The 26641-nt window shown below is 70.5% G+C and carries 21 protein-coding genes; 4 read left to right on the top strand and 17 right to left on the bottom strand.

The genetic code is table 11. From position 1 onward, the window contains the following. Window positions 1-141: 141 nt before the first annotated feature. Together ACPXY0_RS03135 and ACPXY0_RS03130 are read right to left on the bottom strand one after the other, a co-directional pair. Entirely contained in the window at window positions 142-1092 is a 951-nt protein-coding gene (locus ACPXY0_RS03135) for a TM2 domain-containing protein (protein ID WP_423928388.1), read from the bottom strand. A gap of 1 nt (window position 1093) precedes the next feature. Beyond that, window positions 1094-2764, bottom strand: a complete 1671-nt coding sequence (locus ACPXY0_RS03130) for an acyl-CoA mutase large subunit family protein (protein ID WP_423928386.1) — start codon at window positions 2762-2764, stop codon at window positions 1094-1096. Window positions 2765-3034: 270 nt separating this feature from the next. Between ACPXY0_RS03130 and ACPXY0_RS03125 the strand changes: the two genes are divergently transcribed. Then, complete coding sequence (locus tag ACPXY0_RS03125; RefSeq protein WP_423928384.1) at window positions 3035-4390, top strand: DUF222 domain-containing protein; 1356 nt, start codon at window positions 3035-3037, stop codon at window positions 4388-4390. Here the strand turns inward: ACPXY0_RS03125 and meaB are convergent. The 6 genes from meaB to aspS are packed head-to-tail and all read right to left on the bottom strand — an operon-like array spanning window position 4284 to window position 12543. Further along, a complete protein-coding gene (meaB, locus tag ACPXY0_RS03120; RefSeq protein ID WP_423928382.1) occupies window positions 4284-5333 on the bottom strand; it encodes a methylmalonyl Co-A mutase-associated GTPase MeaB in 1050 nt (349 codons plus the stop codon). The genes ACPXY0_RS03125 and meaB overlap by 107 nt on opposite strands. Window positions 5334-5340: 7 nt before the next feature. Beyond that, on the bottom strand, window positions 5341-6702 hold the full coding sequence (gene mgtE / locus ACPXY0_RS03115; RefSeq protein ID WP_423928380.1) for a magnesium transporter: 1362 nt from the start codon (window positions 6700-6702) through the stop codon (window positions 5341-5343). A 54-nt stretch (window positions 6703-6756) separates the two neighbouring features. Beyond that, a complete protein-coding gene (gene ybeY, locus ACPXY0_RS03110) occupies window positions 6757-7206 on the bottom strand; it encodes an rRNA maturation RNase YbeY (protein WP_423928378.1) in 450 nt (149 codons plus the stop codon). After that, window positions 7203-9656 carry an HD family phosphohydrolase gene (locus ACPXY0_RS03105; protein ID WP_423928376.1) on the bottom strand — a complete coding sequence of 818 codons (2454 nt, stop codon included), beginning with the start codon at window positions 9654-9656 and terminating at the stop codon, window positions 7203-7205. Before ACPXY0_RS03105 ends, ybeY begins: the two co-directional genes overlap by 4 nt. Then, window positions 9653-10669: a PhoH family protein gene (locus ACPXY0_RS03100; protein ID WP_423928374.1), complete on the bottom strand. Its 1017-nt coding sequence runs from the start codon at window positions 10667-10669 to the stop codon at window positions 9653-9655. The genes ACPXY0_RS03105 and ACPXY0_RS03100 overlap by 4 nt, the downstream gene beginning before the upstream one ends. Continuing rightward, complete coding sequence (gene aspS, locus ACPXY0_RS03095) at window positions 10666-12543, bottom strand: aspartate--tRNA ligase (protein ID WP_423928372.1); 1878 nt, start codon at window positions 12541-12543, stop codon at window positions 10666-10668. Before aspS ends, ACPXY0_RS03100 begins: the two co-directional genes overlap by 4 nt. On the opposite strand from aspS, the gene rlmN reads away from it, so the two are divergent. Next, window positions 12531-13634: a 23S rRNA (adenine(2503)-C(2))-methyltransferase RlmN gene (gene rlmN / locus ACPXY0_RS03090; RefSeq protein ID WP_423928370.1), complete on the top strand. Its 1104-nt coding sequence runs from the start codon at window positions 12531-12533 to the stop codon at window positions 13632-13634. The two genes, aspS and rlmN, sit on opposite strands and share 13 nt — an antisense overlap. A 30-nt stretch (window positions 13635-13664) precedes the next feature. Here the strand turns inward: rlmN and ACPXY0_RS03085 are convergent, their stop codons facing one another. Both ACPXY0_RS03085 and ACPXY0_RS03080 read right to left on the bottom strand, forming a co-directional pair. Next, window positions 13665-14156, bottom strand: a complete 492-nt coding sequence (locus ACPXY0_RS03085) for a LytR C-terminal domain-containing protein (protein ID WP_423928368.1) — start codon at window positions 14154-14156, stop codon at window positions 13665-13667. 253 nt (window positions 14157-14409) lie between these two features. Next, on the bottom strand, window positions 14410-15003 hold the full coding sequence (locus tag ACPXY0_RS03080; protein WP_423928366.1) for an HD domain-containing protein: 594 nt from the start codon (window positions 15001-15003) through the stop codon (window positions 14410-14412). Between the two features lie 60 nt (window positions 15004-15063). Between ACPXY0_RS03080 and ACPXY0_RS03075 the strand changes: the two genes are divergently transcribed. Next, window positions 15064-16800 (top strand): NFACT RNA binding domain-containing protein, encoded by a 1737-nt coding sequence (locus ACPXY0_RS03075; protein ID WP_423928364.1) that lies wholly within the window; start codon window positions 15064-15066, stop codon window positions 16798-16800. Next, the gene (locus tag ACPXY0_RS03070) at window positions 16797-17789 is read left to right on the top strand and encodes an ADP-ribosylglycohydrolase family protein (protein ID WP_423928362.1); all 993 of its coding nucleotides are present in this window, start codon (window positions 16797-16799) and stop codon (window positions 17787-17789) included. Before ACPXY0_RS03075 ends, ACPXY0_RS03070 begins: the two co-directional genes overlap by 4 nt. A gap of 32 nt (window positions 17790-17821) precedes the next feature. Here ACPXY0_RS03070 and ACPXY0_RS03065 read toward each other — a convergent pair whose 3' ends face one another. The 7 genes from ACPXY0_RS03065 to ACPXY0_RS03035 form a co-directional block, all read right to left on the bottom strand. Next, window positions 17822-18076 carry a BrnA antitoxin family protein gene (locus ACPXY0_RS03065; RefSeq protein WP_423928360.1) on the bottom strand — a complete coding sequence of 85 codons (255 nt, stop codon included), beginning with the start codon at window positions 18074-18076 and terminating at the stop codon, window positions 17822-17824. A 117-nt stretch (window positions 18077-18193) separates the two neighbouring features. Then, window positions 18194-20488, bottom strand: coding sequence for an acyl-CoA dehydrogenase (locus ACPXY0_RS03060; protein WP_423928358.1), 2295 nt, complete (start codon window positions 20486-20488; stop codon window positions 18194-18196). A 2-nt stretch (window positions 20489-20490) separates the two neighbouring features. Then, window positions 20491-20949, bottom strand: a complete 459-nt coding sequence (locus tag ACPXY0_RS03055) for a CDGSH iron-sulfur domain-containing protein (protein WP_423928356.1) — start codon at window positions 20947-20949, stop codon at window positions 20491-20493. Between the two features lie 128 nt (window positions 20950-21077). After that, complete coding sequence (locus ACPXY0_RS03050) at window positions 21078-23387, bottom strand: choice-of-anchor B family protein (RefSeq protein ID WP_423928354.1); 2310 nt, start codon at window positions 23385-23387, stop codon at window positions 21078-21080. A 36-nt stretch (window positions 23388-23423) separates the two neighbouring features. Next, entirely contained in the window at window positions 23424-23720 is a 297-nt protein-coding gene (locus ACPXY0_RS03045; RefSeq protein WP_423930549.1) for a type II toxin-antitoxin system HicB family antitoxin, read from the bottom strand. 104 nt (window positions 23721-23824) lie between these two features. After that, entirely contained in the window at window positions 23825-24595 is a 771-nt protein-coding gene (gene trpA, locus ACPXY0_RS03040; RefSeq protein WP_423928352.1) for a tryptophan synthase subunit alpha, read from the bottom strand. After that, the gene (locus ACPXY0_RS03035; protein WP_423928350.1) at window positions 24592-26640 is read right to left on the bottom strand and encodes a prolyl oligopeptidase family serine peptidase; all 2049 of its coding nucleotides are present in this window, start codon (window positions 26638-26640) and stop codon (window positions 24592-24594) included. The genes trpA and ACPXY0_RS03035 overlap by 4 nt, the downstream gene beginning before the upstream one ends. Between the last annotated feature and the right edge of the window lies 1 nt (window position 26641).

Genomic DNA, 26641 nt, shown 5'->3' with positions numbered 1-26641 from the left:
AACTCCAGTGACGCCAGGATTCTGTGCATCATTGGATGCTCCCTTCGTAGCGGTTCAGGCATTGGGCCACCCACGCGACGGCGCCGCGGTAACGGGTCGACCAACAGGATGACGAGCGCCAACTGGAACGAGTCACGCACTTCAGAAGAGGCCGATGAAGATGAACACGACGGCAACCGCGCTCAGCACCCAGATCACGCGGTCGCTGCGCTGCAGGAGCACGTGCTTGTTGAGGATCGCCCCGATCGGGGCGGCGAAGGCGTAGACGGCGAAAAACGTCAGGTAGAAGTCCATCATCAGAGAGCCGGGGTTGAAGCCCCCCGGGCCGCCGATCCCCAGCGCCTCGATGATGTCGAGCGCCGTGAAGATGATCGTGAACCAGGCGCCGAGCTGCAGGTAGAGCTTGGCCTCGGCCCTTCGCCGCTGGCGGAAGATGGCGAACACCGCGAGCACCTGGCGGAAGGCGAGCGACAGCGCCCCACCCGGATCGTTCGTGTAGTAGAAGAGCCGCAGCCGATGCGCCCAGCGGTCGAATCCCCGCAGGACCGGCAGTTCGGAGAGCGCGTCCCAGCGCGTCCCCAGCAGGGTGATCGCGATGAGCGCGAGCACCGCGATGATCGGCTCGTACACACCCGACTGGCGCGCGAAGGCGCCCATCGAACCCGCGGCCAGCATCATCACGAAGGAGTCGGCCACGAGACGCACGCGCGCCGACCGTTTGGCGGCCCAATACGGCTCCGGCGGAAGCGCCTCCCCCCTGGCCGGCATGAAGGCGAGCTGGCGCGGGGCCAGTCCCTCCGCCTTCCGCCGCGCCTGATCCTCGTTGAACGTCCGCGCCATGCGTGGGATGAGGAAGATGTCCACCAGCCACCACAGCCCCGCGCCGCCTCCGGTGAAGAACATGAGGAGGCCCGTCCCCGTGCGGTCGAGATACAAGCGGTGTCCCCCGAAGAAACCCGCCACGAGCCAGAGCAGCCAGGCGACGGACCGCCGCTTGAGGGGGTAGCTGTACAGATCTTCGAGGACGGCGCGAGAGAAATCGAGATCCCCGCGGCCCTCGACCAGCGGGGGACCGGCGGGCAGCGCGTGCATTCTAGAAGGCCACCGGCTCCTTGAAGCGGCCGTAGACCTTCTCCAGCACGATCCGGATCTCGCCCAGCGTCGCGTAGGCCCGCACCGCGTCGAGCAGCGGCGGCAGCAGGTTCTCGTCTTCGCGGGCGGCCCTTCCCAGGGCTTCGAGGCGGCGCTCGACATCCTCCGAATCCCGACGCCCCCGGAGCTCCGCCAGCCGCGCCTCCTGGATGGCCGCCGCCTCCTCCCCGATCCTCAGGATCTCCGTCGGAGGTTCCTCGGAGTCCAGGAACCGGTTCACGCCGACGATCGTCTGCGTCCCCTGCTCCACCTCATCCTGGAACCGGCGCGCCGAGGCCGCGATCTGCGCCTGGAAATAGCCGGACTCGATCCCGTACACGACGCCCCCGATGTCGTCGATCTCGCGGAAGATCTCCTCGGCCTCCGCCTCGAGTTCGTCGGTGAGCGTCTCGACGTAGTAGGAGCCCGCTAGCGGATCGATCGTATGGGGGACGCCGGTCTCGTAGGCGAGGATCTGCTGCGTGCGGAGGGCGATCTTCGCCGCTTCCTCGGTGGGGAGCGCGAGCGTCTCGTCCATCGCGTTCGTGTGCAGCGACTGGGTGCCACCGAGCACGGCCGCCATCGCCTGGTATGCGACGCGCACGATGTTGTTCTGGGGCTGCTGCGCGGTGAGCGACACGCCGGCGGTCTGCGCGTGGGTCCGCAGCCTGAGGCTCCGGGGGTCCCGGGCCCCGTACACGTCGCGCATGTGGCGGGCCCAGATCCGCCGGCCGGCGCGGAACTTCGCGATCTCCTCGAAGAAGTCGTTGTGCGCGTCCCAGAAGAAGGAAAGCCGCGGGGCGAAGCTGTCCACGTCCAGCCCGCGCTCGATCCCCCGCTCCACGTAAGTGAACCCGTTCTTGAGCGTGTACGCGAGTTCCTGCGCGGCGGTCGCCCCCGCCTCCCGGATGTGGTAGCCGGAGATGGAGATCGTGTTGAAGCGCGGCGCCTCGTCCGCCGACCACTCGAAGATGTCGGCGATGATCTTGAGCGCGGGCTCCGGAGGGAAGATCCACGCGTGCTGCGCCTGGTACTCCTTGAGGATGTCGTTCTGGATCGTGCCGCGGACCTGATCCAACGGCACGCCCTGCTTCTCCGCCGTCACGAGCAGGAACGCGTACAGCATGAGGGCCGGGCCGTTGATCGTCATCGACACGGACACGCGGTCGAGCGGGATCCCGTCGAACAGCGTCTCCATGTCGGCGAGGCTCGAGATCGCGACCCCGCACTTCCCCACCTCCCCTTCGGAACGGGCGTCATCGGAGTCGTATCCCATGAGGGTGGGAAAGTCGAACGCCACCGAGAGCCCCGTCTGCCCGCGCTCGAGGAGGTACTTGTAGCGCTCGTTCGTTTCGTGCGCCGTGGCGAAGCCCGAGAACAACCGCATCGTCCACAGCTTGGTCCGATACATCGAATGATACGGACCCCGCGTGAACGGAAACTCCCCCGGCGTCCCCAGCCGCTCCAGGTATCCCTGCCCCCCGCCACCGTCCAGCGCGTCCAGAGGCGTGTAGAGGGGCCTGATCTCCCGCCCGGAGATGCTGCGGAAGCTGGTGTCGTCCCGCAGCGGACTCTGCCGGTAGACCGCCTCCCAAAGCTCGAACTGATCGCTCAGCGCACCGTGTTTACTCATCGTTTACTCATCCCGCTTCCTGTATCCGAGGCTCTCGAGGTTCGTCGTCCAAGTTAGGGGAGAACCGCCGCTCTGAGTAGATACGAAGGGACCGTGGGGCCGAGACGTTTCCGCGGAAACGTTTCCCATGCCGGAGAAGGCGGGGGGAGACACGGGAGTTGAGAACCAGTTGATACCGGGACCGAAACTGGACCGAAACTGGACCGAAGCCGTACAGACGACTTCAGGTTCGCGTACCGCGCTCAACCCCCGAGACCCGGATGGAACACCATGCCTCATGACACGTCCCACGCTGCGGAGACTCTCGCCGGCGACCCGCTCGGCGACGAGATCGCCGAACTCTGTGCCCACCTCGACGCCGGTCAGTACCGGCTCCTGACCCTGCTCTGCCGCTACGACAGGGAGGAACGCTGGAGCGGCTGGCGCTCCTGCGCCCACTGGCTCTCCTGGCGCACCGGGGTCACGCTGAACCCCGCCCGCGAACGGGTGCGCGTGGCCCGTCGTCTCGCGTCGCTGCCGCGGATCGCCGCCGAGATGGAGATGGGTCGGCTCTCCTGGTCCAAGGTCCGGGCGCTGACCCGGGTGGCGACGCCCGAGAACGAGGCGCGGTTGGTCGAGTTCGCGCTGCAGCATACGGCGAGCCAGGTGGAGCGCTTCGTGCGGGCGTGGCGGAGCGCCGAAGCGGCGGCTGGCGCCGCCCTGAACGGCGAGTCGGAGAGGGCGGCGCGCCGTTATCTGTCAGTACAGGTGGACCATGACGGCATGTACCGGATCCGGGGCCGGCTGCTGCCCGAGGTGGGCGCCCTGCTCATGCAGGCGCTGGACGCCGCCGGCGACGAACTCTACCGCCAGGAGCGCGACGCCGAGCGGGAGGCCGATGCCGCCCCAGAGCCGGATCCGGAGCCGGGTCCGGAGCCGGAGGCCGCGTGGGAGCCGGCACCCCTCCGGCTCCCGCGGACGCCGGCCGAGCAGAACCACGACGCGCTCGGGGCGTGGCTGGAAGAACGCACCGAGGCCAGGGTCCAGCTGGTCGTCCACACCGTGGCCGGGAGCCCCGACGTCGTGGCCACGGAGGACGGCTCATGCGTTTCCGCGGAAACGTCCCGGCGGCTGTCGTGCGACGCGGAGGGCGTACGGGTCACCCGCGGGCTGGACGGTTCGGTGCTGGACGTCGGCCGCCGCCAAAGGACGGTGAACTGGCGGCTGCGCAGGGCGCTGGAGATCCGAGACGGGGGCTGCCGCTTTCCCGGCTGCGGGTCACGCTACACGCAGGCCCACCACGCCGTCCCGTGGGCCGAGGGAGGTGAGACCGCGCTCGACAACCTGATCCTGCTGTGCCGGTTTCATCACCGGGCGGTGCACGAGGGCGGCTGGCGGGTGGAGATGGGTTCGGCGGGCGTGGCTGGGTTCCGGGACCCCGAGGGAAGGCTCGTACCGGCGGTGCCCCCGGCGCGCGCGGACGTGAAGGCGGCACCGATGGTCGACGCCGGCCTGGGCCGCTGGCACAGGCAGACAGGGATCAATCCCTGGACGGCGGCCGGCAAGTGGGAGGGGGACCGGCTGGATCTGGACTGGGCCCTTTGGGTCCTTTGGGGTCAGTACGAACACCTGGGCGAGGCGGCGTGAGATACAGGCGGCGGGCGATGGCGTAGGGGGACGCCCCGGAATCCAGCGTCTCGGCGGGGGCTGCGCGCCAGATCCGCTCGGCGTCGCGCCGGGAGCGGCGGAGGAGGGCGTCGTGGGCGCGGCGGAGGCGCGCGGCCCGGCGGCGTGACTCGAGTTTCCCGGTCGAGGTCAGCCAGTCGAAATGCTGATCCAGGCGATCGGCGAGTTCCTCGACGCCCCGGGCTTCCGACGCGACCGTCTGGATGATCGGCACCCGCCAGTCGGCCCCGGCGTCCGGCGCACGGTTCGCGCGGCGGATCGACATGATGATCGCGATCTCCTTCTCGAGGCGGTCGGCGCCGGGGCGGTCGGATTTGTTGATGACGAAGAGGTCCGCCACCTCCATGAGCCCGGCCTTCATCGCCTGCACCCCATCCCCCGACTCCGGAACGAGGACGACGGCGGTCGTATCGGCGGAGACGGCGATGTCGAGTTCGGCCTGGCCCACGCCGAGCGTCTCCAGAATCACGCGGTCGTAGCCGGCGGCATCCATGAGATCCGCGGCTTCGCGCGTCGCCGTGGCCAAGCCGCCGAGCGATCCGCGGCTCGCCATCGAGCGGATGAAGACGCCGGGTTCCGTCGACAGTTCGCCCATGCGGATGCGGTCGCCGAGGAGGGCGCCGCCGGTGAACGGGCTCGTCGGGTCGACGGCGACGATCCCCACCGTCAGCGACCGGTCGAGGTAGTGCCGGGCGAGCGCGGCGGTGAGGGTCGACTTGCCGGCGCCGGGCGGCCCGGTGATGCCGATGCGACGCGCGCGGCCCGTGCGCCCGTCCAGCCGCTCGAGCAGCGCCTCGAAGCCGGCACTCTCGTTCTCGACGTGCGAGATCCCCCGGGCCAGCGCGAGCGGCTCGCCGCCCGCGAGGCGGTCGGCGAGCGCCCTCGGATCGAACCCGGAAATCATATCAGGATCATATGAGGAACCGCGTCGCCAGCCCGAGGAGCAGCACGAAGCCGAACAGGTCCGTAAAGGTGGTGACGAAGATCGACGAAGCCACGGCCGGGTCCGCGCCCAGCCGCTCCAGCACGATCGGGAAGAAGGCGCCCAGCGCCGACGCCACGGCGAGATTCCCCCACATCGCGACCATCACGACGAGCCCGAAGAGCGCCTCCGTGTTCGGAAGCAGGAGGGAGGCAGCGGCAACCAGCAGCCCGATCGCGAGGCCGTTCACCAGCCCCACGATCAGTTCCTTGGAGACGGCGGACCAGCGCTCGCCGGGCAACTCGTCGGCGAGGGCGATGCGGCGGATCGTGACCGCCAGCGCCTGCGTCCCCGCGTTCCCGCCCAGACCCGCGATCACCGGCATGACCGCCGCCAGGATGACGAGTTGTGCGATCGTGTCCTCGTAAAGCCACACCACGAGGGCGGCGAACGAGAGCGTCACGGCGTTCACCACCAGCCAGGGCAGCCGGCTCCGGATCGCGCCTGCCGTCGTGCCGCGCAACTGCTCCTCGTCCGACACGGAGGCGAAGCGCAGGATGTCCTCGGTGACCTCCGCCTCCACGACGTCGATCACGTCATCGAAGGTGATCTGCCCGACCAGTCGTCCGTCCGCGTCGACGACTCCGATCGCGGTCAGGTTGTAGCGGGAGAGCAGCCTCCCCACCTCCTCCTGGTCGAGGTCCACGGAAACAACGACCGCGGGCTCCTCGAGCAGGTCGGCGAGTGGCGTCTGCGGAGCGGCGAGCACGAGGTCCCGGAGGTTGACGACGCCGTGCAGCCGCCGGCCCCGGTCCACGACGAAGACGGTGTAGAGGTCCTCGCTCTCCTCCGCCTGTGCCCTCAGTTCCTCGATCGCCTCCGCCGCCGTCGCCTCGGCGTACACCGCGCACAGGTCGCGCGTCATGATCCCGCCGGCGGACTCCTCGGGATACTCGAGAAGTTGGCGGATCTCCTGCTCTTCCTCGTCCGGCACCGACTCGAAGACGCGGTCCCGCTCCTTCGGATCGAGTTCGCCGATGAGGTCGGCCGCGTCGTCATCCGCGAGTTCCTCGACGAGTTCGGCGATCCGCTCCGGCTCCATCCTCGCGAGGAGTTCGCCGGGGCGTTCCTCTTCCTCCATCTCGGCCAGGGCGTCCGAGGCGAGCGAAGCCGGGATGAGCTGGAGGAGGGCGATGCGCTCGTCCTCCCCGAGGTGCTCGAGCACGTCCGCCAGATCGCTGGGGTGGAGCGGCTCCACGAACGCGATGAGCGCGTCCCCGTCGCCCGATTCCAAGCGACTCCGGACCTCCTCGATCAGGAGGTGACGCTGCTCTTCCAGGTTCTCGGACATGCTCGCTCGCGCGACGGCGGTAAGGGCGGTAAGGGGCGAAAAACCGTGGGAATGCTACGCGCGGCCGCGAACCTCGGCCAGCAGCCGTTCCTGAAGCCGGAACATCGGTGACGCGTAGCGGGCCTCGCCGTCCGGGTGATCGTGCCCGAGCAGATGGAGGACGCCGTGGATGACGAGTCGCAGGATCTCCTCGGCGGAGTCGAGACCCATTTCACGGGCCGAAGCGTCCGCGACCTCGGGACAGATGTAGATGTCGCCGAGCCACGGATCCGCGCCGAGCCCGAACGCGAGCACATCGGTGGCGCCGTCCGCGCCGTGGTAGTCGCGGTTCAGCGCCCGGATCGACTCCGCCGAAACGAAGGTGATCGAGAGTTCGGCGCCCTCCGCGGAGCCCGTCGCGAGGGCCGCCCGCGCGGAGGCTTCGACGGAGGCGTCCGAGGGGGCGCTCTCCGCCCACCCGTCGAGGGGATTAATATGGATCGTGGGCTGCGAGGGCTCCGTCAATCGACCGGATCGAGGGGCGGGATCGGGCCCGTGTCGCCCTGGGCCGCCTGCTCGAGGTCGAGCGGCGGCTGTCCGTCGTCCCCCTCCGGGACCGCAGGCTCGGCCGCAGGCTCAGCCGCAGGCTCGGCCGCAGGCTCGGCCGCAGGCTCGGCCGGCTCCGGCGCGGCGGCTTCGGGAGCCGTCGGCTTGGGGTAGTCGATCCGGTGGTGGTAGAGCCCCGTCAGGACGTGGGCGAACTCCCGCTTCACGATGCGCAGATCCCGGTAGGTCAGCTGGCAATCGTCGAGTTCACCGTGATCGATGCGCTCCTCGAGGAGGCTATCGATGAGGGCCCGAATCCGCTCGGGACTCGGGTTCGTGAGGACGCGGGACGCCGCTTCCACCGCGTCCCCCAGCATCGCGACGCCGGTCTCTCTCGTCTGTGGCTTCGGTCCGGGGTAGGCGAAATCGTTCGGGTCGATGTCGGCCGAGCCCTCCTGGGCGCGCGCCTGTGCGCGCGCTTTCTCCAGGAAATAGCGGATCGTCTGCGTGCCGTGGTGTTCGCGGATGAAGTTCTTGACGACCTCGGGCAGCCGGGCCTCGTTCGCCATTCGGAGCCCGGAGCGCACATGGTCGCGCAGGATCTCGGCGCTCTGCCACGGGCTGAGGCGGTCGTGCGGGTTGAGTCCCCGCGGCTGGTTCTCGATGAAGTACTGCGGCCGTTCCAGCTTCCCGATGTCGTGGTAGTAGACCCCGACCCGGCCCAGGAGCGCGTCCGCGCCGATCGCCTCGCACGCCGCCTCGACGAGGTTCGCGAGGTTGATCGAATGGGAGTAGGTGCCCGGAGCCTCGCGCGCGAGCCGCCGGAGGAGCGGCCGGTTCATGTCGGACAGCTCGAGCAGCGACTGCTCCGTCGTGCGTCCGGTGAAGACCTCGAGCAGGGGCAGGCCCACGCCGATGCCGAGCCCGGTGCACAGGGTCGCGTTGAGCGCCCCGAACGCCGCCGTCGTCCAGAGGTCGTTGAGCGAATAGTGGCCGGTGAAGTTGAGGAGGATCCCCGCTCCGAGGTACGCCGCCGCGATGAGGACGATCAGCACCCAGCTCTGCGAGCGGGTGCGGATGCCGGCCACCGCGAAGGCCGCCGTGACCCCGCCGGCCACCGTCACCATGGGCGCGGCGAGTCCCGCGAAATGCGGCTGGCCCATGAGGATCCCGGTGATCGTGGAGACGACGATCAGCCCCAGCAGACTGTCGAACAGCGCCGCGGCGAGGAGTCCGGCCAGCGCCACCGGGACGAGCGCCGGCGAACTGTCCGTGGCGGCGACGACGCCGGCCGCCGACATCACGATGACGATGAGCCCGAGCAGCACGGAGAAGCTGCGCAGGTTCTCGTAGATGTCGCGGCGGAAGCGATATGTGGCGAAGACGAGGATCCCGAGCATGCTCATGACGAGGAGGACCATGCCGAGCGCATGGAGGAACCCCGTCCCCGTCCCGGCCTGGCCGCGCTCGATGAGTTCCCTCTCGTAGGCGAGCAGGCGGCGGTGCTCCTCCTCGGAGACCCTCGTGTTCTCGGTGATGATGCGTTCCCCCTCGAGCACGAAGCCCTCGAACTGGGGGATAAGGGCCCGGGCCAGTTCGCGCGTCTGGCGCGTCGCGTCCTGATCGATCCGCAGCGTCGGCTGCGCCTGGAGGATCAGCTGCTGGAAGAGCAGCGCACCCTCGGGCGGCAGCCGGTCGCCGATCCCTTCCCGGACCTCCCGCGAGAAGTCGCCCAGCCGCGAGATCTCGGCCACGGTCCGCACCCGGTCCTCGCCCCCCGGTTCCTCGTGCACGACGACGTTGACGGAGATGATGTCGGCGAGATCGCTCTCCCGGATCACGCCGGCTCGCAGTCCCTCGAAGGCGCCCTCGAGTTCGCCGCGCAGCCGCGTTCGGGCTTGCTCATCGAGGAGGTGGTCGATGACGAGGGAGTCGACGGCCTGCTCGGCCGAGACGTTGATGCCCATCTCCCGCACCGCCGCCTCGACGCCGGCCCGGACGAGCGACGCCGTGCTCGCGGGCCCCAGATCCTCCTCGGCGGCCTGCGCTTCGGCCGCGGCGATGACCGTGTCGAGCCGCGCGAAGAACCCCCTCACGCGTTCGATGCTGCTGTCGGCGCGCGCCGGTTCGAAGCGGAGGGTGGGCGTGATGACGGCTTCGGCCTCGTCCTGTTGCTCGCGGAGCCGGTCCGCATCCTTCGGGACGTCGAAGTCGAACGCCGCGTTGATCGTCTGCCGGGCGACGCTCCCGGGGACGATGCCGTCGAATTCGGGGAGCGATGTGCGCGGGAAGAGCCAGGGGACGGCGAGCGCGATGATGAGGACGACGCCCGCCCGGAATCCGTGGTGGACCCACGCGTCCTTCGGCCCGCCTGCCGGGGGCCGGTTCACAGGACGCAGGTAGTCGCGGACGCGGCGGTACAGACTCAACGCTCGGACTCCCGGTACGCGCGGATGATCTCCTTCACGAGGCGGTGCCGTACGACGTCCGCCTCGTCAAAGTAAACGAAGTCGATCCCCTCCACGTCGCGCAAGACTTCCTCGATCTCGAGCAGGCCCGAATCCTCGGGCCGCGGGAGGTCGATCTGCGTCTTGTCCCCCGTGATCACCGTCTTCGAGTTCAGCCCGAGCCGGGTGAGGAACATCTTCATCTGGGCGGTGGTCGCGTTCTGCGCCTCGTCGAGGATGAGGAAGGCGTCGGAGAGCGTCCGGCCGCGCATGTAGGCGAGCGGCGCCACCTCGATCACGCCGTCCTCGATCGAGCGGCGCACGCGGTCCGGCGGCATCATGTCCTCGAGCGCGTCGTACAGCGGGCGCAGGTACGGGTCGACCTTCTCGCGGATGTCGCCCGGCAGGAAGCCCAGCGCCTCGCCGGCCTCGACCGCGGGGCGGGTGAGGATGATCCGGCGCACCCGCTTCCGGTTCAGCGCCTCGACCCCCGCGGCCACGGCGAGATACGTCTTGCCCGTTCCCGCGGGACCGATGCCGACGACGATGTCGCGCTCGCGGATCGCGGCCAGATACTGTTCCTGCCCGGGCGACTTTGGCCGGATCGCCCGCCGCGCCCCGGCCAGCGCTACCTCCTCCTGCCGCCCTTCGCCGCGTCCGCCCCGGGGCTCGCTGCGCCCTCCCTCCCGGGAGCGCCCGGATCCGCCGACCCCCCCGGCGCCGGGGCCGCCCCCGTCCGGCTGGTCGAGGAAGCGCTCCACGTCGACGGCGTCGAAGGGGCGCCGCAGCCGGGCGTAGCGGATCATGCACTGCGCCGTGGGCGACGCGCGGTCGATGTCCGCCCGGGGTCCGGAGAGGATCATGTGGTCGTGGCGGAGGACGACGCGGATGTCGCAGTGCCGCGCGAGCGTTGTGAGGTTCGAGTCGTTCACGCCGGCCAGGAGTTGCTGGTCGGCGCCTTCGATGGAAAGGCGGCGTTCCGTCGCCACGCTCACGCTATTGTGCTCCCGCTCACGGAGATGCCGAGTTCCTCCAGTTCCGCCGGGGTCACGGTGGAGGGCGAGCGCTCGAGGAGCCCTCGCGCCGCCGCGGTCTTCGGGAACGCGATCACGTCCCGGATCGACGCGCACCCGACCATCTCGGCCACCAGGCGGTCCATGCCGACCGCGACCCCGCCATGCGGCGGGACGCCGAACCGGAAGGCCTCGAGCAGGAAACCGAAGCGCGTCTCGACCTCCTCCGGGGTGAGCCCCGTCGCCTCCAGGATGACGCGCTGAACCTCGGGAAGGTGGCACCGGATGCTGCCGCTCCCGAACTCGATCCCGTTGTAGACGAGATCGTACGCGCGCGCGGTGACGGAGAGCGGATCCTCCCTCAGACGCTCGATGTCGGGGTCCGCCGGCATCGTGAAGGCGTGCTGGGCCGGCACCGGAAGACCGGTCTCGGCGTCCTCCTCATAGAGCGGGAACTCCGTGATCCAGAGCCACGTCTCGCGGCTCTCGTCGACGGCGTCGAGTTCGCGCGCCGCGGTCCGCCGCAGCCGGTCGAGGGCGGTCGAACTCTCGGCATCGGGACCCGCGACGAAGAAGACGAGATCGCCCTCCCCCACCCCGAAGCGGGCTTCGAGGGCGGCGGCCACTTCCTCTCCCACGACCTTCGCGGGCGGGCCCGACCAGCCGTCCGCGGAGCGCTTGAGCCACAGGACTCCCCTGGCGCCGGCCTCACGGGCGAGCTTGTCGTAGTGGGCGATGCGGGAGCGGGAGAGCGCGGCGCCGCCCGGGAGGACGAGCCCTCGCACGCGGCCTCCGGCGCGGACGGCGCCGTCGAAGATGCCGAACCCGATGCCCGTGAGCGCGTCGGTGAAGTCCCGGATCTCCCACGGGATGCGGAGGTCCGGCTTGTCGGTGCCGAACCGTTCCATCGCTTCCGCGTGCGGGAGGCGCGGGAAGGGCGCCGGGAGGTCCTCCTCGAGCCCGTCGCGCCACACGCGCTGGAACATGCGTTCGGCCGCGCGGAATACGTCGTCCTGTTCGACGAACGCCATCTCGATGTCGATCTGCGTGAACTCGGGCTGCCTGTCCGCGCGCAGGTCCTCGTCGCGCAGGCACTTGGCGATCTGGAAGTAGCGGTCGAAGCCGCCGCACACGAGGAGCTGCTTGTACAGCTGCGGAGACTGCGGGAGGGCGAAGAACCGGCCCTGATGCACCCGGCTGGGGACGAGATAGTCGCGCGCGCCCTCCGGCGTCTGCCGCGTGAGGAGCGGGGTCTCGATCTCGACGAACCCCTGCTCGCTGAGGGAGGCGCGGACCGCGTTCGTCACCATGTGCCGGAGCCGGAGGTTGCGCTGCATCTCCGGGCGCCGCAGGTCGAGTACGCGGTGGCGGAGGCGGAGTTCCTCCGACGGCAGCGCCTCGTCAGGCGGCTGGTAGACGAGGATCGGGAGCGGGTCGGCGACGGAGACCCGCTCGAGGCTCGTGACCCGAAGCTCGATCTCGCCCGTGAGCATGTCGGGGTTCGCCCGGGGACGTGGCGCGACGACGCCCGTCGCCTGGACGACGTCCTCGGGGTTGAGCGCGGAGACGAGTTCGAGGGCGGCCGCGTCCGTCCACTCCGGACCGAAGGAGATCTGGAGGAGGCCGGTGCGGTCGCGAAGGTCTACGAAGAAGAGCCCGCCCAGGTCGCGCCGACGGTGCACCCAGCCGATGACCCGGATTTCCCGCTCGACCCACGAGGCCTCGATCTGTCCGCAGCCGGCGTCGCGCCAGGCTGTGTCCAGCGAGGCCGGCTCACGCCGCTCGCTCGGTCGCGATAGTTTGGACAGGGGAACTCGCGGGAACGGGGAAACTGTTAGAAGAAGTGCGGAACACACTGGAAGATAGCCGGTTTTCGAACACGCCAGCAAGCAGCGGCGTCCCACGTCCCGAACTGCTCGTCGAGCGGGGAGAGGGGGGGCGGCAGCGGCTCGTCGGTTTCTTCGCGGAGCGGGGAGAGCCCGCGTACCGCGCCCGGCAGGTCGAGGAATGGGTGTGGAAGCGGGCCGCGCGTTCGTTCGAGGAGATGACGAACCTCCCGGCGCCCCTGCGCCCGGCGCTGGCCGAGGCGTTCTCCCTCACGCCGCTCGAACCGGACTACGTGGCGCACTCGAAGGACGGGACGATCAAACACCTGTGGCGGCTCGAGGACGGGGAGCGCGTCGAGTCGGTGCTCATCCCCACCCGCGAGCGGCTCACGCTCTGTCTGTCATCTCAGGCCGGGTGCGCGCTCGCCTGCCGCTTCTGCGCCACCGGGTACTTCGGGTTCCGGCGCCAGCTGCGGGCGGCGGAGATCGTGGCCCAGTACCGGGATTCGCTGCGCGTGGCGCGGGAGGAACTGGGGCGGCCGATCTCCAACGTCGTGTACATGGGGATGGGAGAACCGCTGGCGAACCTCGACGGGGTGATCGGGTCGCTCGCGGCGCTGCACGGGGGCTTCGGGCTCGGCGCCCGGCGGATCACGGTGTCGACGGTCGGGCTCGTCCCCGGGATCCTCGAACTCGCGCGGCGTCCGGAGCCGTTCGAACTCGCGGTGTCGCTGCACGCGCCGGCGCACGAACTGCGGCTGGAGCTGATGCCGATCGAGAAGCGATACCCGCTTCCGGAGCTTTTCGAGGCGCTGCGCACGTACCAGGGCTACAAGAACCGGCGCATCAGCCTGGAGTACACGCTCATCCGCGGGGTCAACGATGCGCCGGCGCTGGCGGACGCGCTCGCGGACCTCGCGCGCGGTCTCATCTGCTTCGTGAACCTCATCCCGTTCAACCCGATCCCCGCGCGCCCGGAGTGGGGTCCGAGTCCACCGGCGGCGATCGAACGTTTCTCGGCCGGGCTCACGGCTCGGGGGGTAGGGAACGCGGTACGGCGGCCTCGGGGACGCGACATCGCGGCCGCCTGCGGGCAGCTGCGGCTTTCCACGAGGGGCTGAGCGCCGCGCCCCCGGGTCGGCGCCCCCGGGTCAGTTACCGCGGAGGACCTCCTGCCAATCGTGTCCCACCACGACGGTCGCGTCGAGGAAGAGGTCGGGGTCGAGCACCACGGCGACGGAGTCCGAATGGACGCCGCTCGCCACCTCCCGGGCGGCGCCGAGGCGGCCGGACCGGTCCAGGACGTGGGTGACCTGGTGCTCGAAGTGGTCTGCGTTGTCCGTCGCGACCACGTCGAAGCCGCGCTCCCGGAGTTGGTCCGCGAAGCGGCGCGCGAGACCCGGCTCTCCGACCCCGTTCAGGACCTCGACCTTGATCCGGTTCGCGACAAAGTTCGCGACGTTGAGTTGGGGTGACGGACTCTCGGGCGCCTCGCTCCGCAGGCTCGAAGCGCTCGGCGCGGGACCGGCCGCCGCGGGCTCCGCGAGGCGCACGACCTGCGACTCCTCCCAGAAAAGACCGATGAGCGCACCCGCGCCGATCAGCGCGGCCGTGGTGATCAGCCCCCGGATCGCGGAGACCATCCGATGGAAGGGGCTTCGTCTCCTTCTGTAGGGCTCACGCCCCTGGGGAACCCTGCGAACCTGCTGCCTGGACCGCCTCCTCGAACGCACCTTGTCGCCTCCCGTCGTCCGCCCCACCCCCGCCGACCGCGCTCGACCCCCCCCCCGATCCCACGAAAACGTACCCCACATGCTCCCGCATGCTCCACCAGACGATTTGCGACAACCGGGGGGCCGACGCAAGCCCGGAGGGGCGGTGGGCCCGGCCCCCCGGTCAGCGGATCGTGCCTGCCGGCGCGGTGACTGCCCGCCAGAAACCGGCGGTCGCGGGGGAGATCGGGATGCCGCGCCGGAGGAGGTTCACGATCTTCGCGGTCGCCACCTCGCCGAGCACGGCGTGCCAGTCGGAAGGCATGCGACGTCGCTGCTCCGCGCGCTCACGGGAGAGGGTCCGGCGGCCGGGCTCCAGAAAGTCGGCCATGTACAACGCCTGCCCCAGCGCCCCGAAGTCGGCGTGCCCCGTCGTATGAAAGGCGATCGCCGTCAGCAGCAACTCGTCCTCCACTCCCGCCGCCCGCAGGCGGTTCGCGCACGCCGGGCCGTGGAGGAGCGATCCGGGCCACGCCCCCGCGTCCTCAACCTCGAGACCCAGGGTCTCCGGGGATTCGTCCTTGAGGGCGTCATGGAGGAGACCCGCCGCGCGCCAGCGGATCCGTCTCATCCTGTCGTGGCCGAGGGTTCGGCTCCACTCCCACAGCAACCGGCCCACGCGCCTGGTGTGACGGCGGCGCGCCTCGGTCATCACGGCCCAGTCGGGGTGCTGTCGCTCAGCGCCGGCCGCGTGGATGATCGGGTGGAGCTTCGGCAACGGTGTCTCGTCACGGGGTGAAGTTTGTCGGGATCGCGCGGGGCCGCGAATATAGAGGCAATGTCCGTCCTTTACGACTCACTCCTCGCCCGCGCCCTGGCCCGCGAGATCCTCGATCGCTGGGAGGGCTCCCGCATCGCCGGTCTCCGCATGGCGTCGGGGCGACGCGCCCTGGAACTGGCCTTCGAGGACGGGTCACGGCTCGTCGCCATGCTACATCCGATACACGGATACGTGCTGGGACTCGACGCTGACGCGCCGGACTCCGGGGTGGGCGGGAAGACGCTCCGTGCGGGACGCCTGTCGCTCCTCGACGCGCGCGCGCCGGCTGATGAACGGGCGCTGCTTCTGACCTTCGGTGACCGGACCGGGCGCGCGTGGGAACTCCTCGCGATCGAACTCCAGACCCGCCGCTGGAACGCCGTGCACTGCCGTCGGATCGAGGACGACGCCCGCTGGCGCATCGAGACGGCCCTGCTGTCGCGCGATGCGGGCGACCGCCCCCTGCGCCGGGGCGCACGCTACGTCTCCCCGGCGTCCGCCCGCCGCGGGATCGCGGCTCCGCCGTCGGAAGCCGACTGGGCCGCCGCGCTGACCGGGGACGATGCCGCCCGCCGCCGGGCCGTGCTGCAAACCTGGGCCTGGACGAGCGGGCTCAACGCGGACTGGATCCTGGACGCCGCCGACCCGGCCGGGACCTACACGCGATATCGCGAACTCCACGCGCTCGCGGCGGCGCCCGGGCCGGCAGACCGCGCGGCCTTCGTGCTCGACCGCCCGCCGGGCGCCCAGCCGTACCCGCACGACCTCGGCGGGGGCCACGCCACCGAGGCCGGGCTGCTCGAAGCGGCCGCCCGCCTCGTCGCCGGCGCCGGCGGTCCGGCCTCCGTCCTCGAGGCCCTCCCCGCACGCGACACCGATGACGCGGGCGAGGACGAGGCCGGGCAGCTGCGGAAGCGCCTCGGCGCCCGGCGAAAGCGGCTCCAGCGCCGTGTCGCCGCGCTCGAACGGCAACTCGCCGCGGCCGGGCCGCCGCACGAGCCGACCGACGAGCCGCGCCTGCTCGGGCAAATCCTTCTCGCTCACAAGGACGAGGTCCCGAAGGGTGCCGCCACGGTCACACTCGAAGGATTCGACGGAACCGCACACGAGATCGCGCTCGACCCGGCGCTCGATCTCGTCACGAACGCGGAGGGCTACTTCGAGGAGGCCCGCCGCCGCGAGCGCGCGCTGGAACGGCTGCCGGCCGAGATCGAGGCGGCCCGCGAGCGGGTGTCCGAATACGACGCACACCTCGAACGGCTCGCCGGGTCCGGTCCCTCGGACGCCCTGTGGGCCGCGGCCGGTGGAAGGCCACCCGCCGCGGGCACCGGAGGGTCGCGCTCCCGCCAGCCTGAGACGCGGCTGCCCTACATACGGCTCCGGACGACGGGCGGGCTGGAACTCCGAGTGGGCCGCGGCCCGCGCGACAACGACGACCTCACCTTCCGGCACTCCGCCCCGGACGACATCTGGCTCCATGCCTCGCAGGCGTCGGGCGCCCACGTGATCCTCCGCTGGGGGCGCCGGGACGCGAATCCGCCCCGCCGCGACCTCCTCGAGGCGGCGACCGCGGCCGCGGTCCACTCCGGCGCACGCCACAGCGGCACCGCCCCCGTCGTCTGGACCCGCCGCAAGTACGTTCGCAAGCCGCGCAAGTCCCCGCCGGGGACCGTTGCCCCGGCCCGCGTTCAGACGATCTTCGTCAAACCCGACCCAGACCTCCTGAAGAGACTGCGCGATGACGACTCCCGATGATCAGCGCTGACGTTTCCGCGGAAACGTCTCGGGGCGCCGATCCGCGTCTCGATCGGGCCCGCGGCTGTCTTCTCGGACAGCTTGCGGGCGATTCCCTCGGCAGCCTTGTCGAGTTTCAGAGGCCCGAGGAGATCCGCCGTCTGTATCCCGACGGAGTCCGGGATCTCGAGGACGGAGGCACGTTCGACACGCTGGCCGGCCAGCCCACGGACGACTCGGAGATGGCGCTGGCCCTCGCCCGTACCCTCATTGCGCACGGCACCTATGATGCGGAGGCGACGTTCGCCGCGTACAGGGAATGGCTCAATTCAGGGCCGTTCGACTGCGGTGGCACGATTCAGGGGGCGCTCATGGGGACCCTGAACCCCGCCAGCGAAGCCAACGGCGCGCTGATGCGGATCAGCCCGCTGGCGATCTTCGGCGCCCGTCTTCCGCTCGGCCTTGAAACGGTAGCCGAGTGGGCGCGACGGGACGCGCGTCTCACGCACCCGAACCGGGTCTGCCTCGACGCGAATGCCCTCTTCGCCATGGCACTGGCACATGCGATCGACGCCGGTCCGACCGCCGACGAGTTGTACCGACGGGTCGTGGCCTGGGCGGACGATGGCACGATCTGCGCGGAAGTGCGGGCGGGCGTGGCGAGCGCGGCCGACGGCCCGCCGGACGACTACATGACGAGCATGGGCTGGGTGCGGACCGCGCTCCGGAACGCGCTCTGGCAGCTACTGCACGCGCCTTCGCTGGAAGAGGGCGTCGTCGACAGCGTCATGAGAGGCGGCGACACCGACACGAACGGCGCGATCTGCGGCGCGCTCCTGGGCGCGGTCTACGGGCTGGCCGCGATCCCGACCCGCTGGACCGAAGCGGTCCTCCGCTGCCGTCCGGAAGCCGGCCGCCCCGGCGTCCCGCGCCCGCGCCCGAAGACGTATTGGCCGGTCGACGCCCTCGACCTCGCCGCCCGACTGCTCGGCGTTCAGTCTGGGACGTAGGCCGGCGCGCAGGCCGGGAGAACTTCGCGCAACTACGACACGTGTGCTTCATAGTAGGCGCGCAGGATGGCGTTAATCCGGGTTTGATATCCCCGGCCTTGGCCCTTTAGCCACTCGAGGACATCACCGTCAATGCGGACCGTCACCTGCTTCTTGCCAGGGGGAACCACAACGCGCGCGGTCTCGAAGAAGGCGGCGTCGACCTCGGGAATGTCCGAGTAGTCGATATCCTCATCCGTCATCTGGTCGATCCGCTTCAGATCGCTCCTGGTAGGCTCGTCGCTCACGACTATTCGCCTTTCTCCCAGCGCCTCCTCGTCCCCGCAAACGTACCCGTCGCTGATAGCTACGATTGTAGTGACACGATTCTTCATGTCAAGTACGAAGGCCCGCAAGGCCGCACCTCAGAGGCCGATGGAGCCCTCGAGGCAGGCGCGGGGGACGTCGAACGCGTCCACGAGGGGGATCGCCTGGGGGCGGATCTCGGCGCAGAGGGCCGTGACCATGCTCCGGATCGCCTTGCTCTTGGGCGGGTCGAGATAGCCCTGTTCGAGGAACCAGGCGGCGCTCCGCTCGATGGCGGCGAGCGCGAACAGGCAGCGCAGGCGCTCGAGCCACTCCGCCACGCCGGAGGTGGGCGTGCGGCGCTCGGCCGCGAGCATCGAGCGCAGGATCTCGCATTCGACATGGGCGCGGGCGGCGGTCAGAGCGTGGTTCTGGCAGTCGGTGAGGGCGTCGAACGAGGTCATCCCGCCCGCGATCCGGTGCCGGATCCGGCGGGCGAGGGAGAGGACGAGTTCGGTGCGGCGGGCGTCGAGGATCGCGTCGTGAAACTCGGGGTCGCGGAGGTGCGCCTCGCTCGTCTTCCGTGAGACGATGGGGTTGCGCTCGGCCACGGCCCGCCGGGCGCGCCCCGCCGCGAACCGCGCGAGCCCGAGCGCGCCGAGATCGCCGAACTGCTGCCGGAAGCCGGTGAGCAGATCCTTCGCCACGAGCTGCATGAGGACGGTGTTGTCGCCCTCGAACGTCGTGAACACGTCGGAATCCGCCTTGAGCGCGGCGAAGCGGTTGTGCGCGAGGTAGCCGCGGCCCCCGCACGCCTCCCGACACGCCTGGATCGTCTCCGTCGCGTGCCACGTCGCGTAGGCCTTGAGCCCCGCCGCGGCCGCCTCCGTGCGCCGGCGGGCCGCCGTTCCGGATCGACCGTCCGCTTCCCCGGAATCCGCGGACTCCGCAGCCAGATGCTGCTCCTGGAGATCGTGGAGCGCGAAGCCGAGAGCGTAGGTCGTGGCGAGGCGCGGGAGGAGGCGCCGCTGGTGGCTCGGATAGTCGAGGAGCGGGCGCTCGGCCTCCCCCGGCGGCCCGAACTGGCGTCGGCGGGCGCCGTAACGGACGGCGATCGTCAGGGCGACCTTGGACGCGCTCAGCGCGGCGCTCCCCACGGCGACGCGCCCTCCTACCAGAGTCCCGAGCATGGTGAAGAAGCGCCGGGCCGGGCTCGCGATCAGGCTCCGGTAGGCCCCCGCCTCATCGATCGAGGCGAAGCGGTCGAGGAGGTTCTCACGCGGCACGCGCACGCGGTCGAACAGGAGTCGCCCGTTGTCGACCCCGTTCAGGCCGAGCTTCTCCCCGCAGTCCTCGATCGTCACCCCGGGGAGCGCGTCGCCGTCCTCGTCGCGGATGGGGACGAGGATCGCGTGCACCCCCCGCCCTTCCCCGCCGACCTCCAGTTGCGCGAAGACCGTGGCGAGACGGCCGTCCCGCGCCGCGTTCCCGATGTAGTCCTTCCGCGCCCCCGGCACCGGCGTATGAACCTCGATCTCACGGGTCGCAGGGTCATGGACCGCCGTCGTCTGAATATCATAGACGTTCGACCCGTGCAGGGTCTCGCTCATCGCGAAACAGCCCGGGAGCGCCAGCGTGCCGGCGTCTCTCAGATATTTCTCGTGATGACGACTTGAACCCAGTTGGTGGATGCTTCCGCCGAAGAGTCCGAACTGGACGCCGAACTTCGTGAGCAGGCTGAGGTCGAAGAAGGCGAGCGTCTCGAACGTGGCGACGAAACCCGCGGGGTCGCCGCCGCCCCCGTACTCCGTGGGATAGCCCAGGCGGCCCAGCCCCTCGTCGGCGAGCAATCGGCACCACGCCGTGACCTGGGCCCGGTACTCCGGCGTGGAGAGGCCCGACACGAGGCGGAAGCGGCCATCGGACAGGATTTCGCGCACGCGGCGTCGGGTCTCCCCGGCCGGGCCGTCGAGGAAGCGGGCCATGGCTTCCCGGTCGAACGTCGACGGGACGACGGGGAGCGGGGCGATCGGCCGGACCGGGTCGAACAGCGTCGCCACGGCGTCGCGACCACCCAGGCCCAGCGCCTCCTCGATGCGAAGGATCGCCTCGCGCTCCTCGGGGGTCGGGTGCGCCCCGTCGGCCTCCGCGATCGCGATGCCGAGTTCCGTGAGTGAGCGGCGCCGCTCGGGCGAGACCTCGGCCGCCCGTCGCCGCACCGCATCGAGCAGGTGGAGCAACCGCTCGGCCGAAGGCGGAGCATCGGGATCGAGCCACTCGGCGAGCGCCCCCTCGGGGAGCCCCGCCTCGCGCACGTGACCGCGCAGCAGTTCGAGTTCTTCGTCGGCGAGCTCACCGTCGGCCCACGCGACGTAGAGGAGAGGATAGAACGCGACCGACTCCGGCTCGGCCACGTTCAGAGGCCCTCCGCCTCGAACGGGATCTCCTTGTGCGTCCCGTCGCAAAAGGGCTTGTTCTTCGACGCCCCGCAGCGGCACAGCCACGGTTTCTCGAAGCGGGCGGACCCCTCGTGCCCCTCGCCGCTGAGTTCGATCACGCCATCGAAGTGGTAGGGACCGTTCGCGTGCGGCGTGACGACGACCTCCGGCGCCGCGTCGCCCGTGAAGTCCTCCGCGACGGCCCGGCGGGTGTCGATCGGGCCTGACGCCTCGAAACCGGCATCCCGGTGCGCGCCGTCGCAGTACGGCTTGTTGGCGGAATGGCCGCAGCGGCAGAAGGCGGCCCGCGACTTCCCGACGGCCTCTTCCGCTCCGGGCTCGAACACGCGCAGCGAGCCCTGTACGAGCAGCGGCCCGTCGCCGTTACAACGCACCGCGCAGACTTCGCCGCCCTCGCGCACCGTCTCGCTCGACATCGGATATGGTCTCCTGCGTTGAATGCGGGTGGTGGTCTCGTCCCTCAGGGCACGAGTTCGGTTCGTCTCGGCTTCAGCAGGAACACACCCTCGAGCATGCTCGTCACGAGCACCGTCTCGCTCTCGAACTAGGGGAAGGCCGTCCAGGCGCCGTTGAAGCCGGGAGGGTCCGCGCCGTAGGGGGTCGTATCGAAGAAGCCCACCTCGCGCGGGTTCTCGGGGTCGCTGATGTCGACGACGCGCAAGCCGGCCTGATAGTTGGCCTGGTACATCCGGTCGCCCTTCACGTAGAGGTTGTGGTCGGTCGCGTTGTTGGGGCCGTAGTAGTCGGCCACGGCAACCGGGTCGTCGAGGTCCGTCACGTCCCACACGATCGTCTTCGTGCGCTCCGTGGTGCCGACGAGTTCGTCCAGTTCGTCGTCCAGGTAGAAATAGCGCCGGTCGTCGCTCAGCCACCCCTGATGGATGTACGCCACGCCCGGGTAGGCGGCGGCCGAGATCGGGTTCGGGTTCGACTTGTCCGTCACGTCGACGATCCGGAGCGCGGTCTCGTTCGAGGCGAAGCACAGTTCCCGGCCCTGATAGTCCATGTCGGGCCCGTCATAGACGAGACACTGCGCGTCGTGCGTCCGCCCCTGGAAGAGGAGCCCCTCGGTGTCGGTGAAGCAGCCCGCGAACTCGGGCGCGAGCGGCTGGCGGATGTCGATCATCACGAGCCCGCCGCCGCAGGTGTGCCCGTCCCCGCTCGTCGAGACGGTGAACGCCGTGCCGGCGTCGGTGTCGATGATGAGGTTGTGCGCGCTCCCGATCTCGTCCCAGCGCAGGTCGGGCGCGAATTCGACGGGGGGATTCGTCACGTCCCGGAGCCGCGTGAGGTCGAACACGATGAGGCCGTGGTCTCCCGCCCCGTCGCCGGTGAAGAAGAGGTGGTCGGCGTAGACCTTGAGGTCGCGGGCGCCGCTCCGGTTGGCGGGGATGACGCCGAGGTAGACGGGGCTCACGGCGTCGGTGACGTCGACGATCGCGGCGCCGCCCGAGCGGCCGACGAGACCGTATTCGCGCCCGGTCTCGGGGTCGGTCCAGCCCCAGGCGTCGCTGACCCGCTCGCCCGGCCCGCCGCCGATCGAGGCCAGGGGGAGGTACGCCTGCAGATCGACATCGGCGCAGTCGAAGCCGGCGGCCTCGTCGTCCTCGCAGAGGACTTCGCCCGAGGTCACGGCTACCGGCGGACTCCCGGCGCGCAGCCAGACCGGCCCGGACCAGTCGCCGTCCCCATCGGATTCGTAGACCGCGGTGAGGCCCGCGCTCCCCTCGGACGCGGGGCTGCCCACGACGGCGAGGCCGGCGCGGAGCGCCACCGCAGCCCCGAAGCCCGCGACGAGGTCGGCCCCCCGGGGTGTGAAGGCGTGGGCGGCGCGCCATTCCGAGGCCGCGTCCGGGCGGGAGAAGGCGTCGACCCGGCCCCGACCGTCCGCGGCCCCGGGAGCGCCGACGAGCAGGTCGACGTCCGTCGCGGCGAGCGCGGCGCCGAAACGCTGGCCCGGCCCGGACTCGCCCGGCTCCAGCGTCGCCCGCTCGGACCAGGCGCCGCCAGCCCCGCGGGCGAACAGCACGACCCGGCCGACCGAGCCATCCGCGGAGGGCGCGCCCACCGCGAGTTCGTCTTCCGAGACGAAGAGCAGGCTGGAACCCAGGTCGGCGCCCCGGCCCACCGCGGGCGCTTCGAGCGCGGCCTCCCGGCTCCATGCACCATCCGCGCCACGCGCGAACACATGCACCGTGCCCGAAGTGCTCTGTCCCGGCGCTCCGACCGCCGCGAATCCGCCACGGACGGCCATCGCCGCCCCGTAGCGCGCGTTGGCCCGCAGATCTCCGGCCTCCAGCGAGCCCGCGGCGCTCCACGTACCGTCCGCACCGCGCTCGTAGACGTGGACCGCGGTCCCTGCGCCCTGCCCGCCCGGCGCCGAGACGAGCGCCACATCCCCGTCCCCCGCAACGACTCGTGCGGGCGGCCGCAGGATCGCCATCACGCGGCCCATGCTCATCTCCTCGGGCGCCGCGCCGGCTTCGGACCGGAGCTCCAGCGCCCCGGATTCCGTCCAGCCCCCATCCGCCTCGCGCGTGAAGCCGTACGCCCCCAGCATCACCTGCGGGTCCCCGCTCGCCACGAGGAACCCGCCGTCGACCGGCGTCATCGTCTGCCCGAAGGACTCCCCGAGGAGCGAGCCCGCCGACCACAGTTCCTGCGCCTGCGACCAGCCGCCGTCGCCCTTCGAGAACACGAGGACGGAGGCGGGCCCGCGACCGAACTCGGGCTTGAGAACGAGGATCTCGTCCGCCGCCGGCGCCCATAGCGCGGCGCCGAACCCGTCTTGCGCCGCCACCGGCCCAGCCATGGCGGCCGCGAACGTCGCAAGCGAAAGAACGCCCTTTGTCATCCTGCTCCCCCGTTCAAGAGATGCCGGGCCACAGCGTTACTCGGCGAGCCGCGCGCTGATGAGCCGGTTCATGCTGACGCCCTGTTCGGCGGCCTGCATCGCGAGCGCGCGGTGGGTTTCCGGCGGCACTCGAACCATGAACTTCCCGCTGTAGGCCCGATCCGCCAAGGGCATCGGGGGCGTCTCCCCGGTCTTGTGCATGTCCTCAAGGCACTCTTGTACGACTCGCTGGATCCCGGCCAGCGCCTCCGCGGGGGTCGGAGCCAGCCAGCTGAGGGAAGGAAACTCGACGCACAACCCCACGTGCTCGTTGTCCTCGGCTGACCATGTGATCCGATTTTATCAAGTCGGGGCAAGGGTTCGCTCCCGGCTTTCGGGGTCGGCGCGACGCGGGTCTTGCGCAGCGTTGGCCTCTCGCGGCGAATCGCCGCGGGCCGCTACGCCTCCCGGTGCACGGCGGCGGCGAGGGCGGTGGACAGTTCCCCGAAGGCGGCCTCGCTGCGGCCCAGGGCGGCGATGAGCGCGGAGCCGACGACGACGCCATCGGCCATCCCCGCCACCGCCGCCGCCTGCCGCGGCGTCGAGATGCCGAACCCCACGGCGACCGGGAGCCGCACCATGCTCCGGAGCCGTCTCACCTGGTCGTCAAGCGTGGCGTCCAGCGCCTCCCGCGCCCCCGTCACGCCGAGGCGGGAGATGTAGTAGAGGAACCCCGAGGCGTGGCCGAGGATCGTCTCCAGCCGCGCGCGCGGCGTGGTAGGCGCCGCGAGCGGAATGAGGTCGAGCGCGCTCGCGGCGAGCTGGCGCTCGAGCGGCGGGTGCGACCCCACCGGGAGGTCGGTCACGAGCAGCCCCGCCGCCCCCGCGGCCTCCGCGCGCTCGAGAAAACGCTCCACCCCCATGCGCAGGATCGGGTTCAGGTAGGAGAAGACGACGACCGGCGGCAGGTCGGCCGAGATGTCCGCCAGCTGGTCGAGCGTGGACTCGACCGTCGTCCCCTTCTCCAGAGCACGCCAGCTCGCGGCCTGGATCGTGGGCCCATCGGCGAGGGGGTCGCTGAACGGGATCCCCAGTTCGATGATGTCCGCCCCGTCCGCCGCCAGCCGCTCGAGGAGGCGGGGCGTGTCCGCCGGCCGCGGATACCCGCTCGAGAGGAAGGGGATGAACGCGACCCCGTCGTCGAAAGCGCGCTCGACCCGCGAGGTCAAGAAGCGTCGTCCTCCGTCGTCACGGCCGGTCGGTGCGTCCCCCACTTCTCGAACCACTTCCTCAGGTAGAGCTGCGTGCGCAAAAAGTTGGACGGCCGGCGACTCGTCCCGTGCCACTCGTCCTGGAAGCGCACCATGACCGTCGGCACGCCCTCGTAGTGGAGCGCCTGGTAGAACTCCTCGGTCTGTCCCATGGGGGTACGCAGGTCCATCTCCCCCGTCATGAGCATGGTGGGCGTCGTCACGTTCTCCACGTAGAAGATCGAGGAACGGTCCATCCACTCCTCCACGTCCTCCCAGAACGGCTTCTCGAACGTGCGCAGGTAGCCGACCGCGTCCGACGTCCCCATGGCCGACATCCAGTTCACGATCGGACAGTTGGCCGAGGCGGCCCGGAAGCGGTCGGTGTTCCCGACGATGTACGTGGTGAGGATGCCGCCGCCCGAGCACCCGTACACGAACAGGTTGTCCCCGTCGACGTAGCCGCGCCGCAGCATCTCGTCGACGCCGCCCATGAGGTCGGGGAAGTCCGCGCCGGGATAGTCGTGGTTGATCGCGTTCGCGAACTCCGTGCCGTAGCCCGTGCTCCCGCGCGGGTTCGTGTAGAGGAGGACGTAGTCGTTCGACGCGTGCTCCTGGAAGGCGAAGTTGAACCCGCCGTTGTACATCCCGTGCGGCCCGCCGTGGATGGCGAGCATGAGCGGGTACTCGCGATTCGGATCGAAGTCGGGCGGCTTTACGATCCACCCCTGGATCCGGAACCCGTCCGTCGACTCGTACCAGACTTCCTCCACCTCGCCCAGCGTGACCCCGTGCAGGATGTCCGCGTTCACCTCGGTGAGGCGGGTCACGTCGCCCGGGTTGGAGAGCGCGAAGCGGTACAGGTCGCCGGGTTCGTGGTCGGTCGAGATCGTGCCGACCGCCGTCCCCTCCTCCGCGAACGAGGAGAGGGAGAAGAGGTGCCTGCCCTCGGTCAGCTGCGTCACGCCACCGTCGACCGAGACGAAGTGGAGCTGGCGATACCCCTCCCGGCTCACGTTGAAGTAGAGCCCGCTCCCATCGGGCGCCCACTCGAAGCCGCCCGACTGGCGGTCGTAGTCCCCGGAGATGAGCCGCGAGCCGGACCCGTCCCGGTTCATGACATGGATCCGGATGTTCCGGTAGGTGTCGCGGTGCTCATCCCCCGCCGTGTAGGCGATGAGACTCCCATCCGGCGAGGGGACGGGTCCCGAGTCCGCGCCGCGCCGGTCCGTGAGCCGGCGGATCTCGCCGGACGCCACGGAGACGGCGTAGATCTCCGACTCCTGCCAGTTCGAGGGACGATCCCAGTCGGGCTCCCGGTAGGATGTGAAGTAGATCTCGGTCCCGTCCGGGCTCCAGGCGATGCCGCCGTGATTCCAGTCTCCGTCCGTGAGCTGGCGGGCGGAGCCGCCGTGGGCCGGCACGACGAACACGTGCGTCCAGCCGGTGTCCACGTAGCCCTGGCGGTCCCGCTTGTAACCGGCGCGCTCGACGATCTTGGGTCCGGCCGTCCAGGTGGCGCCGTCCGGGCTGGAGGGAAGGTCCACGCCCGCGAAGTCCGCGCGGTCGTCCACACGGCTCGTGAACGCGATCCAGTTCCCGTCGGGAGACCAGCGCGGCGAGGAAGGCCCGTTCTCGAGGCGCGTGACCTGGGTCGTCAGGCCCTCATCGTCCATCCAGCGCACGAAGATCTGCGATCCGGAGGGTTCGCCCCGCGCGGTGTGCAGGATGCGGGTCCCGTCGGGGGACCAGCGCGCGCCGCCGCCCTCGAGCAGGTTCCGGGGCCGGCTCCCGTCCGCGTTCATCATCCAGAGCGAGGACTCGCGCCGGTCGTTGACCTTGTCCACCCAGCCGCGCGTGTAGACGATGCGCGACCCGTCCGGCGAGATCCGCGGATCGGAGACGGTCTCCATGTCCAGGTAGTGATCGAGCGACAGACGCCGGGTCTGGGCCGCGGCGTCCGCGGCGAACGTTCCGGCCGCGAGGGCCGTGAGGAGGGCGGCGCATCCGAGTCTCGTGTTCATC

This window comes from Candidatus Palauibacter sp., assembly GCF_965237495.1.
In the GTDB taxonomy this organism is placed as follows: domain Bacteria; phylum Gemmatimonadota; class Gemmatimonadetes; order Palauibacterales; family Palauibacteraceae; genus Palauibacter.
The sequence above is the reverse complement of the archived record's forward strand: the minus strand, read 5'-3'. Positions and strand labels throughout refer to the sequence as shown.

What these genes read in the sequence shown, in the direction of transcription:
- ACPXY0_RS03135 (WP_423928388.1), bottom strand. Translation starts at nt 1,092, where the DNA reads ATGCACGCGCTGCCCGCCGGTCCCCCGCTGGTCGAGGGCCGCGGGGAT.
- ACPXY0_RS03130 (WP_423928386.1), bottom strand. Translation starts at nt 2,764, where the DNA reads ATGAGTAAACACGGTGCGCTGAGCGATCAGTTCGAGCTTTGGGAGGCG.
- ACPXY0_RS03125 (WP_423928384.1), top strand. Translation starts at nt 3,035, where the DNA reads ATGCCTCATGACACGTCCCACGCTGCGGAGACTCTCGCCGGCGACCCG.
- meaB (WP_423928382.1), bottom strand. Translation starts at nt 5,333, where the DNA reads ATGATTTCCGGGTTCGATCCGAGGGCGCTCGCCGACCGCCTCGCGGGC.
- mgtE (WP_423928380.1), bottom strand. Translation starts at nt 6,702, where the DNA reads ATGTCCGAGAACCTGGAAGAGCAGCGTCACCTCCTGATCGAGGAGGTC.
- ACPXY0_RS03085 (WP_423928368.1), bottom strand. Translation starts at nt 14,156, where the DNA reads ATGGTCTCCGCGATCCGGGGGCTGATCACCACGGCCGCGCTGATCGGC.
- ACPXY0_RS03075 (WP_423928364.1), top strand. Translation starts at nt 15,064, where the DNA reads ATGTCCGTCCTTTACGACTCACTCCTCGCCCGCGCCCTGGCCCGCGAG.
- ACPXY0_RS03070 (WP_423928362.1), top strand. Translation starts at nt 16,797, where the DNA reads ATGATCAGCGCTGACGTTTCCGCGGAAACGTCTCGGGGCGCCGATCCG.
- ACPXY0_RS03055 (WP_423928356.1), bottom strand. Translation starts at nt 20,949, where the DNA reads ATGTCGAGCGAGACGGTGCGCGAGGGCGGCGAAGTCTGCGCGGTGCGT.
- ACPXY0_RS03050 (WP_423928354.1), bottom strand. Translation starts at nt 23,387, where the DNA reads ATGACAAAGGGCGTTCTTTCGCTTGCGACGTTCGCGGCCGCCATGGCT.
- ACPXY0_RS03035 (WP_423928350.1), bottom strand. Translation starts at nt 26,640, where the DNA reads ATGAACACGAGACTCGGATGCGCCGCCCTCCTCACGGCCCTCGCGGCC.